Source organism: Alphaproteobacteria bacterium US3C007 (genome assembly GCA_034423775.1).
GTDB classification, from domain to species: Bacteria; Pseudomonadota; Alphaproteobacteria; order Rhodobacterales; family Rhodobacteraceae; genus Thalassovivens; species Thalassovivens spotae.
The window spans coordinates 1098179-1115252 of sequence record CP139918.1 but is presented as its reverse complement, the minus strand read 5'-3'; the positions used below and the strand labels follow the sequence as shown (position 1 = coordinate 1115252).

Annotated in this window: 17 protein-coding genes; 11 read left to right on the top strand and 6 right to left on the bottom strand. The window is 54.6% G+C overall.

The features are described from left to right. The 9 genes from bchY to dxs all read left to right on the top strand — a co-directional run bounded on the left by bchY (nt 1) and on the right by dxs (nt 8898). Entirely contained in the window at nt 1-1569 is a 1569-nt protein-coding gene (bchY, locus tag UM181_05435; GenBank protein WQC64043.1) for a chlorophyllide a reductase subunit Y, read from the top strand. After that, nucleotides 1569-3032: a chlorophyllide a reductase subunit Z gene (gene bchZ / locus UM181_05430; GenBank protein WQC64042.1), complete on the top strand. Its 1464-nt coding sequence runs from the start codon at nt 1569-1571 to the stop codon at nt 3030-3032. The genes bchY and bchZ overlap by 1 nt, the downstream gene beginning before the upstream one ends. 13 nt (nt 3033-3045) lie before the next feature. Then, nucleotides 3046-3267, top strand: coding sequence for a cytochrome PufQ (gene pufQ, locus UM181_05425; protein WQC64041.1), 222 nt, complete (start codon nt 3046-3048; stop codon nt 3265-3267). Between the two features lie 122 nt (nt 3268-3389). Next, on the top strand, nt 3390-3539 hold the full coding sequence (pufB, locus tag UM181_05420; protein WQC64040.1) for a light-harvesting antenna LH1, beta subunit: 150 nt from the start codon (nt 3390-3392) through the stop codon (nt 3537-3539). A 13-nt stretch (nt 3540-3552) separates the two neighbouring features. Next, nucleotides 3553-3708 carry a light-harvesting antenna LH1, alpha subunit gene (gene pufA / locus UM181_05415; protein ID WQC64039.1) on the top strand — a complete coding sequence of 52 codons (156 nt, stop codon included), beginning with the start codon at nt 3553-3555 and terminating at the stop codon, nt 3706-3708. A 148-nt stretch (nt 3709-3856) separates the two neighbouring features. Further along, on the top strand, nt 3857-4696 hold the full coding sequence (gene pufL / locus UM181_05410) for a photosynthetic reaction center subunit L (protein ID WQC64038.1): 840 nt from the start codon (nt 3857-3859) through the stop codon (nt 4694-4696). 2 nt (nt 4697-4698) lie between these two features. Next, the gene (pufM, locus tag UM181_05405) at nt 4699-5685 is read left to right on the top strand and encodes a photosynthetic reaction center subunit M (GenBank protein ID WQC64037.1); all 987 of its coding nucleotides are present in this window, start codon (nt 4699-4701) and stop codon (nt 5683-5685) included. 4 nt (nt 5686-5689) lie between these two features. Further along, a complete protein-coding gene (gene pufC / locus UM181_05400) occupies nt 5690-6805 on the top strand; it encodes a photosynthetic reaction center cytochrome PufC (protein WQC64036.1) in 1116 nt (371 codons plus the stop codon). A gap of 173 nt (nt 6806-6978) precedes the next feature. Beyond that, on the top strand, nt 6979-8898 hold the full coding sequence (gene dxs / locus UM181_05395; GenBank protein WQC64035.1) for a 1-deoxy-D-xylulose-5-phosphate synthase: 1920 nt from the start codon (nt 6979-6981) through the stop codon (nt 8896-8898). A gap of 167 nt (nt 8899-9065) precedes the next feature. On the opposite strand, the gene UM181_05390 is transcribed toward dxs, so the two are convergent. From UM181_05390 to rsfS, 6 genes are all read right to left on the bottom strand, one after another. Then, entirely contained in the window at nt 9066-9554 is a 489-nt protein-coding gene (locus UM181_05390) for an RNA pyrophosphohydrolase (protein ID WQC64034.1), read from the bottom strand. 4 nt (nt 9555-9558) lie between these two features. Then, nucleotides 9559-10896, bottom strand: coding sequence for a S41 family peptidase (locus UM181_05385; protein WQC64033.1), 1338 nt, complete (start codon nt 10894-10896; stop codon nt 9559-9561). Next, nucleotides 10893-12053, bottom strand: coding sequence for a peptidase M23 (locus UM181_05380; GenBank protein WQC64032.1), 1161 nt, complete (start codon nt 12051-12053; stop codon nt 10893-10895). Before UM181_05380 ends, UM181_05385 begins: the two co-directional genes overlap by 4 nt. Then, nucleotides 12050-13573: a 2,3-bisphosphoglycerate-independent phosphoglycerate mutase gene (gene gpmI, locus UM181_05375; GenBank protein ID WQC64031.1), complete on the bottom strand. Its 1524-nt coding sequence runs from the start codon at nt 13571-13573 to the stop codon at nt 12050-12052. The genes UM181_05380 and gpmI overlap by 4 nt, the downstream gene beginning before the upstream one ends. Before the next feature lie 129 nt (nt 13574-13702). Continuing rightward, nucleotides 13703-14173 carry a 23S rRNA (pseudouridine(1915)-N(3))-methyltransferase RlmH gene (rlmH, locus tag UM181_05370; GenBank protein ID WQC64030.1) on the bottom strand — a complete coding sequence of 157 codons (471 nt, stop codon included), beginning with the start codon at nt 14171-14173 and terminating at the stop codon, nt 13703-13705. Between the two features lie 12 nt (nt 14174-14185). Then, complete coding sequence (rsfS, locus tag UM181_05365; protein WQC64029.1) at nt 14186-14611, bottom strand: ribosome silencing factor; 426 nt, start codon at nt 14609-14611, stop codon at nt 14186-14188. A 438-nt stretch (nt 14612-15049) separates the two neighbouring features. Here rsfS and leuC point away from each other — a divergent pair, with 438 nt between their 5' ends. Together leuC and leuD are read left to right on the top strand one after the other, a co-directional pair. Continuing rightward, complete coding sequence (leuC, locus tag UM181_05360; protein ID WQC64028.1) at nt 15050-16456, top strand: 3-isopropylmalate dehydratase large subunit; 1407 nt, start codon at nt 15050-15052, stop codon at nt 16454-16456. Then, on the top strand, nt 16456-17061 hold the full coding sequence (leuD, locus tag UM181_05355) for a 3-isopropylmalate dehydratase small subunit (protein WQC64027.1): 606 nt from the start codon (nt 16456-16458) through the stop codon (nt 17059-17061). The genes leuC and leuD overlap by 1 nt, the downstream gene beginning before the upstream one ends. Nucleotides 17062-17074: the final 13 nt, after the last annotated feature.

Genomic DNA, 17074 nt, shown 5'->3' with positions numbered 1-17074 from the left:
ATGAGTGACGAAGTCACATATGATGCGGCTTCACAGGTTGAAGTGATCAAAGGTCATCCGCGCGATGAGGCGGCTGAAGCCTCTGTTATGCCAGCTGATGGTCTGGGATGTCATTCTGGATCTGAAATGAAAAAGGCGGCTGAATTGTCGGGGAATTCTGAATTGCTCGCGCAATTCGCCAAGGATTATCCGCAAGGTCCGCATGATAAACCGCAATCCATGTGCCCGGCTTTTGGCTCCTTGCGCGTTGGCCTGCGGATGCGCCGCGTGGCCACTGTGCTCTCTGGTTCGGCTTGCTGCGTCTATGGCTTGACCTTTGTTAGCCATTTCTATGGGGCGCGACGTTCGGTTGGCTATGTGCCGTTTAATTCGGAAACCTTGGTTACGGGCAAGCTGTTTGAGGATATCCGCGATTCGGTTCACGAATTGGCCGACCCCGATCTTTACGATGCGATCGTTGTCACAAATCTTTGCGTGCCGACCGCCAGCGGCGTGCCGTTGCGCTTGTTGCCCGATGAAATAAATGGCGTGCGGATCGTGGGTATCGATGTGCCCGGCTTTGGGATCCCAACGCATGCCGAGGCGAAAGATGTTTTGGCCGGTGCGATGTTGAATTATGCGCGCAAAGAAATTGAAGCGGGGCCTGTGGCGGCGCCGCTGGGTGGCAAATCGGATCGCCCTACGGTGAGTTTGCTCGGAGAAATGTTCCCCGCTGATCCGGTGATGATTGGTGCGATGCTGGCTCCGATGGGGCTTGCAGCCGGGCCCGTGGTGCCCACCCGTGAATGGCGCGAGCTCTATTCGGCGCTGGATTGTGGCGCTGTTGCGGCGATCCATCCGTTTTACACCGCGGCGATACGCGAATTTGAAGCGGCCGGCCGCCCTATTCTGGGCAGCGCCCCCGTGGGTTATGACGGCACAGCGGCTTGGATGGCGGGTATTGGTGATATTTTTGGTCTGGCCGCAGATCAAGTGGCCGCGGCCCAAAATGCCTTTCTGCCTGCGATCAAAGGCGCGCTTGCCGCCAAGCCAATCACCGGACGGATTACCCTATCGGGTTATGAGGGCAGCGAATTGCTGGTCGCGCGCTTGTTGATCGAAAGCGGCGCTGAAATTCCATATGTCGGCACCGCCTGCCCCAAAACGCCGTGGTCAGCCGAAGATGCGGCTTGGCTTGAGGCAAAAGGGGTTCAGGTAAAATTCCGTGCATCGCTGGAAGATGATTGCGCGGCGATGGAGGCGTTCCAGCCCAATTTGGCGATCGGCACCACCCCGGTGGTTCAAAAGGCCAAAGAACTGGCTATTCCGGGGCTTTACTTCACCAATTTGATTTCTGCGCGCCCCTTGATGGGCCCTGCCGGGGCAGGATCGCTGGCAGAAGTGGTGAACGCGGCGATTGCCGGAAAAGAGCGTATGGATAAGATGCGTGACTTTTTTGAAGGCGTTGGCGAGGGGGATACCGCGGGCGTTTGGGAAGGGGCCCCAAATCTGCGCCCCGATTTTCGCGCCGCACATCAGAAAAAGCTTGATAAAATGGCGCGCGCCGCCAAAGCGCAGGAGATGATCTGATGCTGATTCAGGATCATGACAGAGCGGGTGGATATTGGGGCGCAATCTATGCATTTTGCGCCGTCAAAGGCCTGCAATGCGTGATCGATGGGCCTGTGGGCTGTGAAAATCTGCCCGTGACCTCAGTGCTGCATTACACAGATGCGTTGCCGCCGCATGAATTGCCCATCGTGGTGACGGGTTTGGGCGAAGAAGAACTGGGCCGCGATGGCACGGAAGGTGCGATGAAGCGCGCTTGGGGAACGCTTGATCCAGCTTTGCCCGCAGTGGTGGTGACAGGGTCAATTGCCGAAATGATCGGCGGTGGTGTCACCCCAATGGGCACCAATATTCAGCGGTTTTTGCCACGTACAATTGATGAAGATCAATGGGAAGCGGCAGATCGAGCCATGACATGGATTTTCACCGAATTTGGCATGACCAAAGGCCGTATGCCGCGTGAGAAAAAGCGCGAAGATGGCGCCAAGCCGCGGATCAATATTTTGGGCCCGATGTATGGCACGTTTAACATGCCCAGTGATTTGGCCGAGATCCGCCGTTTGGCAGAGGGTATTGGCGCCGAAGTGAATATGGTGATGCCGCTTGGCGCGCATGTGGCTGAAATGCGCGATTTGGTGAATGCGGATGTGAATATTTGTATGTATCGCGAATTTGGCCGCGGCTTATGCGAAGTGCTTGGGAAGCCCTATTTGCAAGCGCCGATTGGGGTAGAAAGCACCACGCTGTTCCTGCGCAAATTGGGCGAGCTTTTGGAATTGGATCCCGAGCCGTTTATCGAACAGGAAAAGCATTCCACGATCAAGCCAGTTTGGGATTTATGGCGCTCGGTGACGCAGGATTTCTTTGCTACAGCTGGGTTCGCAATCGTAGCTAATGAAACCTATGCGCGCGGAATTCGCAATTATTTAGAGGGTGATTTAGGATTGCCCTGCGCCTTTGCCGTGGCCCGCTCGCGGGGCAGCAAGACCAATAATAACGAGGTGCGCGCGCTGATGGCGCAAAAACGCCCCTTGATTGTTTTGGGCAGCATCAATGAAAAAATGTATTTGGCAGAATTAAAAGGCGGCCATGGGCCCAGCCCAGCCTTTATTCCGGCATCTTTTCCCGGCGCGGCGATCCGGCGCGCTACGGGTACGCCGATGATGGGCTATGCCGGTGCGACCTATTTGCTGCAAGAAGTCTGCAATGGGTTGTTTGATGCGCTGTTTCATATTTTGCCTCTGGGCAGTGAAATGGACAGCGCGGAGGCCACCCCCACCACCTTACGCCGTGATTTCCCTTGGGATGCCGATGCGCAGAACGCGCTGGATCGCATCGTTGAACAACATCCGATTTTAACCCGTATTTCCGCAGCAAAAACATTGCGGGATGCCGCCGAAAAAGCGGCGCTTGCGCAAGGCGCTGAGCGGGTTGTGATCGAAACTGTATTGGCACTCGACCCCTCTGGGTCGGCTGTAACTTAGAAAGGACCGACAGATGACGGACTTTACTTCAAACGTTCCCAAAGCGCGCAGCACAACGCGGCGCAGCTCGGAATTCATGATTTACTTCAGCCTCATTTTTGTTTTGGCAATCCCCTTTGCCACGGCAGCTTGGGTGCTGGATGTGATCCGCAAACAGACATTGATGCTGCACGGGCCGCTTGCGCGTGCCTGGGCTGAGGCTGATCGGATCACACCACTAATTTTCTCGGCCTGAAAGGGTTGGGAAGACGAAACTGACCCCTCTTTTGAGGGGGCAGGACCCGGCGGGGTGAAAGCCCCAAAGGACCCGGCCGCAGGGGCACTGCGGCGTCGGCTTAACATTCCGGAGGAAAGTTCATGGCTGATAGAAGTGACCTGTCGTTTACAGGTTTAACAGACGAGCAAGCTCAAGAGCTTCACTCAGTATATCTGAGTGGTATGTGGTTATTCGTTGCCGTAGCTGTGGTTGCCCACATTGCTACGTTCATCGTGTTTCCGTGGTTTTGAGGAGGATTGAATAATGGCTAAGTTTTACAAAATCTGGCTCGTTTTTGATCCACGTCGTGTCTTTGTAGCGCAGGGTGTTTTCCTGTTCCTACTGGCCGCGATGATCCATTTGGTGCTGCTCAGCACGGATGGCTTCAACTGGTTCGAAATAGCAGCTGCTGCAAATTAATTGGCTGATGGCTCTTTATTAAGGGCCATCGGACAGTTTTCACAAAAGACAGTGGCGGGCGATCCCTTTTGGGATCGGCCGCGGCTAGTCAAATTCACAGAAGGCGGCCATCGCAGGTGCGAAAGGCCGGTAAGAGCGGAGAAATTAGATGGCATTGCTCAGCTTCGAAAGAAAGTATCGCGTCCGAGGAGGGACGTTGATCGGGGGCGATCTGTTCGACTTTTGGGTGGGGCCTTTTTATGTAGGCTTCTTCGGGGTCACGACAGCATTTTTTGCCCTGTTGGGAACCGTGCTGATCTTCTGGGGGGCCTCACAGCAAGGCACGTTTAACCCTTGGTTGATCAATATTGCACCTCCTGATTTGAAATATGGATTGGGTCTGGCCCCGTTGCTTGAGGGCGGCTTGTGGCAGATTATCACGATGTGTGCGGTCTGCGCCTTTATCAGTTGGGCGCTGCGTGAAGTCGAGATTTGTCGAAAGCTTGGCATGGGGTATCATGTGCCCTTTGCGTTTAGCTTTGCAATTCTTGCCTATATGACTTTGGTCGTATTTCGGCCTTTATTAATGGGCGCTTGGGGGCATGGGTTCCCTTATGGGATTTTCAGCCACCTCGATTGGGTCAGCAATACTGGCTATGCATATTTACACTTTCATTATAATCCAGCCCATATGCTGGCGGTAACCTTATTCTTTACCACCACGCTGGCGTTGGCATTGCATGGCGGTTTGATCCTGAGCGCGGCCAATCCTGAAAAAGGCCAAGAAGCGATGGGCCCGGATCACGAAGATACGTTCTTTCGCGATCTTATCGGGTATTCGATTGGCACGTTGGGGATTCACCGGCTTGGATTTTTACTGGCGATTAACGCGGTTTTCTTTTCCGCCGTTTGTATCATTATTTCTGGCCCGGTCTGGACAAAAGGCTGGCCTGAATGGTGGAACTGGTGGCTTGAATTGCCGATTTGGCCATCACAGGTGGGGATGTAATCATGATTGAATATCAGAACATATTCACCCAAGTGCAAGTTCGCGGTCCTGCGGAGATGGGCTTGGATAATGAAGCGGGCACGATGGCGGCCGAGCGGATGGGAACCCCTTGGTTTTCCAATCTGGCCGGTTGGATCGGAAACGCGCAGCTTGGCCCGGTTTATTTGGGCTGGACGGGTATGATCGGTCTGGCAACAGGCTTGGCCTGGTTCTTCATCGTTGGTATTAGCATGTTGGCGCAGGTGGATTGGTCTTTGCCAGAGTTCCTGCGGCAGGGTTTCTGGCTGGCGCTAGAACCTCCGGGCCCCGAGCACGGGCTCAGCATGCCACCATTGAATGATGGAGGGCTTTATATCATCGCCTCCTTCTTCTTGCTGGTTTCGGTTTGTACGTGGTGGATGCGTACCTATCTTTTGGCGCAAGAGCAAAAGATGGGCAAACATGTGGCTTGGGCCTTCGCCAGTGCGATTTGGTTGTTCTTGGTGCTTGGCTTGTTCCGGCCCGTCCTGATGGGCAGCTGGTCTGAAGCTGTGCCTTATGGCATCTTCCCGCATCTCGATTGGACCACTGCGTTCTCAATTCGTTATGGCAACCTTTATTATAACCCCTTCCATTGTCTGTCGATTGTCTTCCTCTATGGCTCGGTTCTGCTGTTCGCCATGCATGGGGCGACCATTCTGGCGGTGACCCGTTTCGGCGGCGATCGCGAGCTTGAGCAGATTTATGATCGCGGCACCGCCTCTGAGCGTGCAGCCCTTTTCTGGCGCTGGACGATGGGCTTTAACGCGACCATGGAGGGTATTCACCGCTGGGCATGGTGGTTTGCAGTGCTCACCCCGATCACGGGTGGTATTGGGATCCTTCTCACCGGCACGGTTGTCGATAACTGGTTCATCTGGGCACAAGAGCATAACTTTGCGCCTATGTATGACGGCTCGTATGGCTATGATAGCTATGGCTCATACGAAGCCTTTATAGGCAAGGAGTGATAGCATGCTTCCGAATTGGTTTAACAAATGGAATCGCGAGAACCCGAAAGATGTATTTGGGCCTGGCATTCTGGTTGGCGCCTTAGGCGGGGCTGTTTTTGTAGCAATCATGATCGTGGCCTGGGGGCAACCCTACGCCACGGACAGTCTGCAAACCGGGCCGCGCGGCACGGGTATGTCAGTGCCGGAATTTAAAGCCGAACTGGCTATTCCGGATCCTGATATTGCCGAGCTGATCGAGGATGAGCCTTATATCCCTGAGGCTGGCGATGCGCTGGCAAAAGACATCTATGAAAACGTGCAAGTGTTGGGGGATGTCACAGAGGATAACTTCAACCGGGTGATGGCGGCGATGACCCGCTGGGTAGCGCCCGAAGAAGGCTGCGCTTATTGTCACGGGGATGGCGATGTCGAAACCTATGGTGAAGATACACTCTACACCAAAGTTGTGGCCCGCCGGATGATCCAAATGACCCAGAATATCAACGAAAACTGGGATGGTCATGTCAACGCCAATAAAGAAGTTGGTGTGACCTGCATGACCTGTCACCGGGGACAAAATGTCCCCAGCGATATTTGGTTCAAAGTGACGCCGGTCAACGCGTCTACTGCGGGATGGTCGTCGAACCAGAACCGGGTCACGCCGCTCAGCCAATACAGCTCTTTGCCCTCTGATGCGCTTGAGAAGTATTTGGTAGATGGGGAAGTGATTGGCGTGCACAGTCTGGAAAGCCGGAGCGATGAAGACATCACCGATCCGGATGTAGCGGGCATTCAGAATGCAGAACGCACCTATGCGCTGATGAATTATGTCAGCAATTCTTTGGGTGTGAACTGTGTCTTCTGCCACAATACGCGGGCGTTCTATGATCCCGAGCAAGTGACGCCGCAATGGGGCACAGAATCGCTGGGTATCGGAATGGTTCAGGAAATGAACACCGAGTATCTGATCCCATTGGGCGATACTTATCCTGAGAACCGCCTTGGTCCTTTGCATGGGGATGCGCCAAAAGCGGCGTGTAAAACCTGTCACAAAGGCTATCAACAGCCGCTGCAGGGCACCAATGTGATCCAATACTGGCCCGAGCTCGCGACCACGGGCACGCCGGTTTACGAATAGGATCGCGGGCGGTACTGCCGCCCCGATCCCCGCCAGATTTGACCCATTTTCCCGTGGGTCAAATACGGGGTCTCCACACCCCGGTTCCCATCCTGTTGGCTACAGGAGACTGGCGTCACATTCAGGGTCTCCTTGAATGTGACGCTTTTTCCCTCGCTTAGGAGGCGCGCCTGATGCAATATTCTGATCTTCCCATGCTCGAGCGAATTGCAGGCCCTGCAGATCTAAAAGGTCTAAGCGATCCAGAGCTCATCCAATTGGCGCATGAGCTGCGCAGCGAGGTTGTTTCGGCCGTGTCCGAAACCGGCGGCCATTTGGGCTCTTCGCTGGGGGTTGTCGAATTGAGCGTGGCGATCCACGCGGTGTTTAACACGCCGCATGATAAATTGATCTGGGATGTTGGGCATCAATGTTACCCGCATAAGATTCTTACCGGCCGGCGCGACCGCATCCGCAGTTTGCGGCAAAAAGACGGGCTAAGCGGCTTTACCAAACGCAGCGAAAGCGAGTTTGATCCCTTTGGCGCTGCGCATAGCTCAACCTCAATTTCTGCAGCGCTGGGCTTTGCCGTGGGCCGCGATATGGGGCGTCCGACGGGGGATGCAATCGCTGTGATCGGCGATGGCTCGATCAGCGCGGGTATGGCTTATGAAGCCTTAAACAACGCTGGCAGCGAAGGCCGGCGCTTATTTGTTATTTTGAACGATAATGAAATGTCGATCGCACCCCCAGTGGGCGCGATGTCCTCATATCTGTCGAAGCTTTATTCGAACGAACCTTTGGCGAAAATGAAGGCGCTGGCGGAAGGGTTTGAATCGGCCCTGCCCTCACCCTTGCGCGACAGCGCTAAGCGCGCGCGCCAATTGGTCACAGGTTTGCACGGCTCTGGCACTTTGTTCGAAGAATTGGGATTTGAGTATATTGGCCCGATTGATGGCCATGATATGACTCAGTTGCTGCCGATATTGCGCGCGGCGCGCACGCGGGCAACGGGCCCGGTGTTGATCCATGCTTGCACGGTGAAAGGCAAAGGCTACGCGCCTGCAGAACAAGCTGCGGATAAATATCACGGCGTATCTAAATTCAACGTTGCAACCGGCGCGCAGGCAAAATCGCAACCCAACGCGCCGGCTTATACAAAAGTGTTCGGGCAAGCGCTGTGCGATGAAGCGGCACGCGATCCCAATATTGTTGCGGTAACCGCGGCGATGCCATCGGGGACAGGTCTCAATATTTTGGCGGACCGCTTTCCAAAGCGCGTGTTTGATGTCGGGATTGCGGAGCAGCATGGGGTGACATTTGCCGCAGGAATGGCGGCCAGCGGCCTGAAACCCTTCTGTGCGATTTATTCAACCTTTTTGCAGCGTGGCTATGATCAAGTGGTTCATGATGTGGCGCTGCAAGGTTTGCCGGTACGCTTTGCAATTGACCGCGCGGGTTTGGTTGGGGCCGATGGGGCCACGCATGCGGGGGCGTTTGATATCGCCTATCTGAGCAATCTGCCGGGGTTTACCGTGATGGCTGCCTCGGATGAGGCTGAGTTGATGCATATGGTGGCCACTGCGGCGGCGCATGATGCTGGCCCGATCGCCTTTCGCTATCCGCGTGGAAACGGCACAGGGGTTGCCATGCCCGTGCGCGGCGAAGTGCTTGAAATCGGCAAAGGCCGTATTGTGCAAGAGGGCGAGGATGTCGCCATCCTTTCTTTCGGCGCACATTTGGGCGAAATTGAGCAAGCCTCAGTGACTTTGGCGCAGCAGGGTATCCGCGTGACGATTGCGGATGCGCGCTTTGCAAAGCCCCTTGATACAGATTTAATCACGCAATTGATGCGCCACCATAAGGCGGTGGTAACGGTTGAGCAGGGCTCGGTTGGTGGCTTTGGCGCTATGGTGCTGCATTATTTGGCGCAATCAGGTCAGTTGGAGCAGGGGGTGAAATTGCGCACCTTAACCTTGCCGGATCGCTTTATTGACCACGGATCGCCACAAGAAATGTACAAAGATGCCGGTTTGACCGCGCAGGATATTCACAAAACCATCTTTGAATTGGTGCATCCATCGCAAAATATTCTGCAGTTTTCCGCCAGCTAATAAAATCGCTCTTCAAAGCTAAATTTTTGCGGCCCGCCGTTGCGAGCATGCGCCGCGCTGCTTGCGCTAGCACTCCATTTGGATTGTACCATTTCCGGGATGCGCGCCCGGGTTTACAGTTTTTGGCCCCAAGCCTGTGCTCGTAAGATAGGTCTGTATGGCATAGCTTATTCTGGCAAGTGACTGGCGAATTCGTTTAAAACGGCGTGATAAACTGCGCGTTTAAAAGGCACAATATTTTCGATCAGATCTGCAGGACGCATCCAAGCCCATGCGGAAAATTCGGGATGCTCTGTTTGAATATTCACATCCTGATCCGCGCCCTCAAAGCGCATCAGATACCATTTTTGTTCCTGCCCCCGATATTTTCCTTGCCAGAGTTTGGATACCAGATCGGCGGGCAAGTCATAGGTCACCCAACCCTTTGAGACGGCCATTAACGTGGCGGAGGCAGGCGCAACCCCGGTTTCTTCTTCCAATTCCCGCCAAGCCGCCGCTTCCGGCGTTTCTCCGGGATCTATTCCGCCCTGCGGCATTTGCCAGGCATCGGAATGGTTATCGCGCCGCTGCCCCACAAACACGTATCCGCGTTTGTCGATCAGCATGATCCCGACATTGCGTCGATAAGGTAGCGCGGCAATCTGCTCTGGCGTCATCGGCTTAATCTTGCCCCGCCAGTGCCATCATACCTTTGAGAAGATCAATCGCGTAAGACAGTTGAAAATCGTCATTGCGCAGTTTGGCGGCCAATTCAGCCTCGGCTTGGTCTGTTTCAATCTGTTTAATTTCTTCATCGCTGAGGCTGTCATTCAGCAAAGATCCGCGCAGATCCGCTTCCGAACGGCGCTGGCTTGTGCCGTCTTCATCTTTGGCCTCTTCGTTCTCTTTTCGGCGCGGTTGCTCAACGATAATATCAGGCGAGACACCCAAAGCCTGAATCGAGCGCCCTGATGGCGTGTAATAACGGGCAGTTGTCAGGCGCATCGCACCATCACCGCCCAAGGGCATGACCGTTTGTACCGAGCCTTTGCCAAAGCTGCGCGTGCCCACAACCACGGCGCGGCGATGATCTTGCAGCGCGCCGGCCACAATTTCCGAGGCCGAGGCAGACCCACCATTGATCAGCACCACAATGGGTTTGCCCTCGGCCAGATCATCGGGCGAGGCATTATAGCGATCTCCGTCCTGCGGATCGCGGCCGCGGGTTGAGACGATTTCGCCCTTCTCTAAAAACGCGTCGGACACGCGGATCGCTTGCGAGAGCAAGCCACCCGGATTGTTGCGCAAATCCAACACAAATCCGTTTACGTTGTCGATGCCGCCCAATTCTTCAACTTGCTTGGCAATCCCGTCAGAAAGGTTGGGATAGGTTTGATCGTTGAACGTGGTGATGCGCAGCACCACCGAGCTGCCTTCAACGCGCGATCTCACTGCCGTGAGCTTAATCGTATCGCGGATGATTGACACATCGAAAGGTTCATCTTCGCCCTCGCGCACCACCGTGATGATAATTTCAGAGCCAACCGGCCCGCGCATCATTTCCACGGCTTGATTGAGCGTTAAGCCAAGCACCGTTTCGCCATCAACATGGGTGATAAAATCGCCCGCTTCAATGCCCGCTGCATCCGCAGGGGTGCCATCAATGGGCGAGACAACTTTCACAAACCCATCTTGTTGGGTAACTTCGATGCCAAGCCCGCCAAATTCACCACGGGTTTGCACACGCATATCCGCAGCTGCTTTTGGCGACATATAGCTGGAATGTGGATCCAGTGAGGTCAGCATACCATTGATCGCGGCTTCGATCAGTTCAGCCTCGTCAACCTCTTCCACATATTGCGAGCGGATGCGTTCGAAAATATCACCGAAAAGGTCAAGCTGCTCATAGACGCTGCTGCGCTCACTGCTGGATTGCGCCAGAACCGGTGCCGCGAATTGCAACGCTGTCATCACCCCAAGGCTCAGGCCAAACCCTGCGGCTAAAATCAACCTACTCATTTCTTAAGATCCTTTCCCTGGCCGAACCAAAGCAGTGGGTCCTGCGGAATATTTTCATTTCTTATCTCTATATAGAGCGTTTCCGGTCGTTCGCTACCATTGCCAATCACAGTTTGTTCAATTATTTCTTCAAAGCTTTGTGATTGGCCGCCCATGATGCCGATTGGGCTGCCCGCCGGCAGCACTTCGCCAATATTGCCATAGACTGTTTCCATGCCCGCAACGATGATCAGCACCCCGATTTGCGGTTCGATAATCGACACTTGCCCATAATCTAGCAGTGGCCCGCGATAGCGTATTGTGGCGGCTGTGGGCGTTGTGACGATGGCTTGTGAGGCCGTTGCAATAACCAAGCCTGGGCGAACAATCCCCGCCGCGTCAGTTTCATTGAATTGGCGGATGATCCGCCCCGCCACGGGAAAGGGCAGCGCACCTTTGCGATTTCCGATGTAGGGCAGGGATCCGGGCACTTCATCGGCAGCGATGATCGCAACGCCGTCTGCGAAAGCGTCTAAACTATCGGCAGCGGTCAGCAAGATTTCGGTTTTTGATGGATCCTCGGTAAAGCGGCGGGGAAGGTCTTTGCGATCGGCAAGCGCTCTGGCCAATGCAGTGCGGGCGTGCTGCACTTCGCTCAGCCCTAGTTTCAGCGCATCGCGGATTTCGGTTTGAAACGCGATCAGCGCGTTTTGATCCTCTAATTCGCGTTGCAGCGCCGAGACCCGGCTTTGCAATGCCGGCACGATATCTGAAAGCATCATGCCCGCCCGCGCCGTTGCCAAGGGGCCAGAGGGGTGGATTAGGCTGCTGTAAACTGTGTCTTTATCGATGCTGTGCAGCACCCCAAGCAGACGTCCGATTTCATCTTCTTGACGGGTGAGATGGGCATCAATCGCTGCCGTTTCCATCGCCATTTCGCGCAGGCCTTGGCGCACCAAAGCCAAGGCGTGCTCGATGCTTTTGATCGATTGCGTCAAGGCCCGCACGCGATCTGATGCTGTTTCTGCGCGCACCAAACTTGCGGTGGCTTGATCCAGCGTGTTTGCGGCTTTTTGGGCGGCCTCTACCAGGTTTTGAGGGCTGCTGGCCAAATCGCGGGCAATGCCTTGGCCCGCAGATAAGCTCAGCAGAGCGAGAAGGGCGAAAAGCGGCTTCATGGCAGCAACAGGCTGCGGCCTGTCATTTCGCCGGGGCAGTCCAGCCCCATCAGCTGCAAGAGCGTTGGTGCCAGATCTGCCAGCCGCCCCCCTGGCCGCAAAGCGCTGCCATCGGGGCCATTGATTAACGCCACCGGCACCGGGTTAAGCGTATGCGCAGTATGGGGTTGCCCCGTTTCCGGATCTACCATCATTTCACAATTTCCATGATCCGCCGTAATGATCATTTGCCCATTGGTTTCTTCTAACGCATTCAACACCCGCGCAAGGCCACGGTCAACTGCTTCGCAGGCTTTGATGGCGGCGTTCAAATCCCCCGTATGGCCAACCATATCCGGATTTGCATAGTTCACAATGATAAGATCATAGGCGTTATTGATCGCGCCGATCAGCTGATCTGTAACGGCCTCAGAGGCCATTTCGGGCTGCAAATCATAGGTTGCCACTTTCGGAGAATGCGGCATGAACCGCTCTTCGCGCGGCTCTGCTTGTTCTTTGCCACCGTTTAGAAAAAACGTGACATGGGGGTATTTTTCGGTTTCGGCAACGCGAAACTGGCGCTTGCCATGCCGCGCCACCCACGCCCCTAATGTGTTCACCACGGGTGTTTTGGGAAAGCAGGCTTGCATGTAAGCGGCATGCGCTTCGGAATAATTCACCATGCCCAATGCGCCCGCCCAGGCGGGTTGGGCATGGCTTTGAAAATGATCAAAATACGGATCAGCCAGAGCGCTTAGAATTTCGCGTGCCCGATCGGCGCGAAAATTTAAACAGAACAGCCCATCGCCTGACGAAACGCCGCGATAACCGTTCACAACCGTTGCGGGGATGAATTCATCGCTGATGCCTGCCAAATCTGCCGAAGTGACCGCTTGCGCGGCTGTTGTGGCGGTTCTGCTGCTTTGCGCCGCCACGATTGCATCATAAGCGGTTTGAACCCGCTCCCAGCGATTGTCGCGATCCATCGCAAAATATCTGCCCGTTACGGTGGCGATCTGCGCTTGCGCGGGCAGCGCGGCGCTGAGCTGTTCGATAAAGCCAAGCGCGCTTCCCGGGGCCACATCGCGGCCATCGGTGATCGCATGGATGCGGCTGGGCACGCCTGCTGCGCTCAGCACTTGCAGCGTTGCAAGCAGATGCGCGATATGCCCATGCACCCCGCCATCGGACACAAGAGCCATCACATGCGCGACGCCGCCGCTGCTTTGAAGCTGACCGATAAACGCGTTAAGCGCTGCGTTTTGGCCAAAAGAGCCATTTTCGATTGCCAGATCAATTTGACCAAGATCCATCGCCACCACACGCCCAGCGCCGATATTCATATGACCCACTTCTGAATTTCCCATTTGCCCCGAGGGCAGGCCGACATCTGGCCCGTATGTGATTAATTCTGCTTGCGGGCAGGTTTTCATAATGTGGTCAAAGCAAGGTGTTTTTGCTAGTTTTGGGGCATTTCCAACCTCGCTGGCGCCACAGCCCCAGCCGTCTAAAATACACAGAACTGTAGGTGTTGCTGCCATGCTGATTTCCTTTTTTACCCGATTTAGGCTGCGCTGCATTGGGGTGCAAGCCTTGGTGGGGGCGCAATCTGGCTTTTAGGCTTGCCGATCGTTGTTGATAACTGGGCGCGGCCTTACAGGGTTGACGCTTTATATTCGGTGATAGGGGGTGCCAGCAAGAATGGCTGCGGCGCGGTAAATTTGTTCACATAGCATCGCCCGCACTAAGAGATGTGGCCAGACCATTTTACCAAAAGACAATTGCGCATGGGCCGCGTCGCGCAAGCTTGGGTCAATTCCATCGGCGCCACCGATTACGAAGGCTAAATCGCTGATCCCCTGATCGCGCAACGCGGCCATATAGCGCGTAAATTCTGGCGAGCTCATCACCGGGCCGCGCTCATCAAGCGCGCAGATACGGGCCGAATTGGGGATGGATTTGCGCAGCAGTTCGGCTTCTGCTGACATGCCAATATTTTTCTTATCTTCCACTTCTTGAATTTTCAAAGGGCCCAATCCCAAAGACCTGCCCATGCGATTGAACCGGGTTGCGTAATCGGTGATCAAAAGATGTTCGGGGCCGGACTTTAACCGGCCAACGGCACAAATGGTAAGACGCATTTTCGGGCTATATCAGGCGTTCTTGGCCTGCTGTCCAAGCGGCACCCACATTTTTTCCAACTGATAAAATTCGCGCACTTCCGGGCGGAAGAGATGTACAATAATATCCCCCGTATCAACGAGAATCCAATCACCGGTGTTTTTGCCTTCGATTTTGGACAGGCGTCCAAACTCTTGCTTCAACCGGTCGGTCAATTTTTCTGCCAGCGCCGCGACTTGCCGCGTAGAGCGCCCCGAGGCAATCACCATATAATCCCCGATCGCGGTTTTGCCGCGCAGGTCTATATCTACAATATCTTCGGCTTTGTCTTCGGCGAGGGAGTCAAGGATTCGGGTAAGAAGTGTTTCACTTGAGACCGGTTTATGCCCTTCTAAATAAGAGGGCTGAGCTGCAGCGCCTGCTGCATCAACTGATAGTGTCAGGACTGTGTCCTCCATGTTATTACGCCGAAAGCTCCGGCGCTGAGCATATTTAAAGTGTAACATGGCTGATATGAAATCTCAATCAAACCTTTGTGCACGCCCGGATTGAGGTTTTCTGGCAACAGGCAAGCCGCAGAGCATATCATCGCTTTGCGCAGGCGGCTGCTGGCTTGGCCGCGTTTGACGCGCTTTTTAAACGCGGCGCACTGGCACTGGTTTGGATCTTAGGGCGCTGGTTTTGACATTACGGTTTTGGCGTCCCCCGGTGGCTTGAAGCGCCATAAATTTGGGCGTATGAACGGTTTATGACAATGACTCGTATTTTTGACATGGATGATCGCGCCCGTCTGCCTTGGCGGTTCTTTGGGGCGATGAAATCTGTCCGCGTGCCTTCCTAGGCCCGTCAAAAAACGTTCGCCCTATCTTTTCATACCCTACGGGAGAGGATTAAAAATGACCGCCCCGAAAACACTTTACGATAAAATCTGGGATGCGCATGTGGCGCATGAGGCCGAGGATGGCACTTGTTTGCTGTATATTGACCGTCATCTTGTGCATGAGGTGACCAGCCCGCAAGCTTTTGAAGGCCTTCGGATGAGCGGGCGCAAAGTGCGCGCGCCTGAAAAAACCATTGCCGTGCCGGATCATAATGTGCCCACCACGCTGGATCGTGCCAAAGGCATCGACAACCCTGAAAGCCGCATTCAAGTGGAAGCGCTGGATAAAAACGCGGCTGATTTTGGCATTCACTATTATCCTGTTTCGGATGTCCGCCAAGGTATCGTGCATATTGTTGGGCCCGAGCAAGGCTGGACTTTGCCCGGAATGACCGTTGTGTGCGGCGATAGTCATACCGCGACCCATGGCGCTTTTGGTGCTTTGGCGCATGGCATTGGCACCTCTGAGGTTGAGCATGTTCTGGCCACGCAGACGCTCATCCAGAAGAAATCAAAAAATATGAAAGTAGAAATCACCGGGAAATTGCGCCCTGGCGTGACGGCGAAAGACATTACCCTCTCGGTTATCGGCGCGACCGGAACCGCTGGTGGAACAGGCTATGTGATCGAATATTGCGGTGAGGCTATTCGCGATTTGTCGATGGAAGGCCGGATGACCGTGTGCAATATGGCGATTGAAGGTGGTGCCCGCGCTGGTTTGATCGCGCCGGATGAAAAAACCTTTGCGTATTGTCAGGGCCGCCCGCATGCGCCCAAAGGGGCCAGTTGGGAAACCGCACTGGCCTATTGGAAATCACTATTTTCGGATGAGGGCGCGCATTTTGACAAAGTCGTGACGTTGAAAGGCGAAGATATCGCCCCCGTCGTTACCTGGGGCACTTCACCCGAAGACGTTTTGCCGATCACGGCATCCGTGCCCGCCTCGAGTGATTTTGAGGGCGGCAAAGTTGACGCTGCGGCCCGCTCGCTTGATTATATGGGGTTGACGTCAGGCACACCTCTTACCGATATCGCCATCGATACCGTGTTTATCGGGTCATGCACGAATGGGCGGATTGAAGATTTGCGCGCGGCGGCCGAAATTCTAAAGGGGAAGAAAATCAAAGACGGTATGCGTGCTATGGTGGTTCCCGGGTCAGGTTTGGTGCGCGCGCAAGCCGAAGAAGAAGGTTTGGCCGATATCTTTAAAGAGGCTGGTTTTGAATGGCGGCTTGCCGGATGTTCGATGTGTTTGGCGATGAATCCAGACCAGCTGGCGCCGGGCGAGCGCTGCGCGGCCACGTCAAATCGCAACTTTGAGGGCCGCCAGGGCCGCGGTGGACGCACGCATTTGATGTCTCCGGGGATGGCGGCTGCGGCGGCGATCACGGGCAAGCTCACAGATGTACGGGAGATTATGTAATGGATAAGTTTGAAAAACTCAGTGGGATTGCCGCGCCCATGCCTTTGATCAATATCGATACGGATATGATCATCCCGAAAGTCTTTTTGAAAACCATCAAGCGCTCGGGATTGGGTGTGAACCTGTTTGATGAAATGCGCTATCAGGATGATGGCAGCGAAAACCCCGATTTTGTGCTGAACAAGCCGCAATATCGTGAAACGGAGATATTGGTGGCGGGCGATAATTTTGGCTGCGGCTCTAGCCGCGAACATGCCCCATGGGCGATTAAAGATTTCGGGATCCGCTGCGTGATTTCTACAAGCTATGCCGATATCTTTTTCAACAATTGCTTCAAAAATGGTATTTTGCCGATTGTGCTGCCAAAAGCGCAGGTGGATGTGTTGATGAAAGACGCTGAAAAAGGCTCAAACGCGCGCATCGAGGTTGATCTTGAAGCGCAGACCGTCACAACCTCGGATGGGGAAACCTTTTCCTTCGAGGTGGATGCGTTCAAAAAGCATTGCCTGCTGAACGGTTTGGACGATATCGGCCTGACGATGGAAAAAGCTGCGTCCATCGATGCCTATGAAAGCAAATTACAAGTAAGCCACCCTTGGGTGTAAGCGGGCGGCTTTG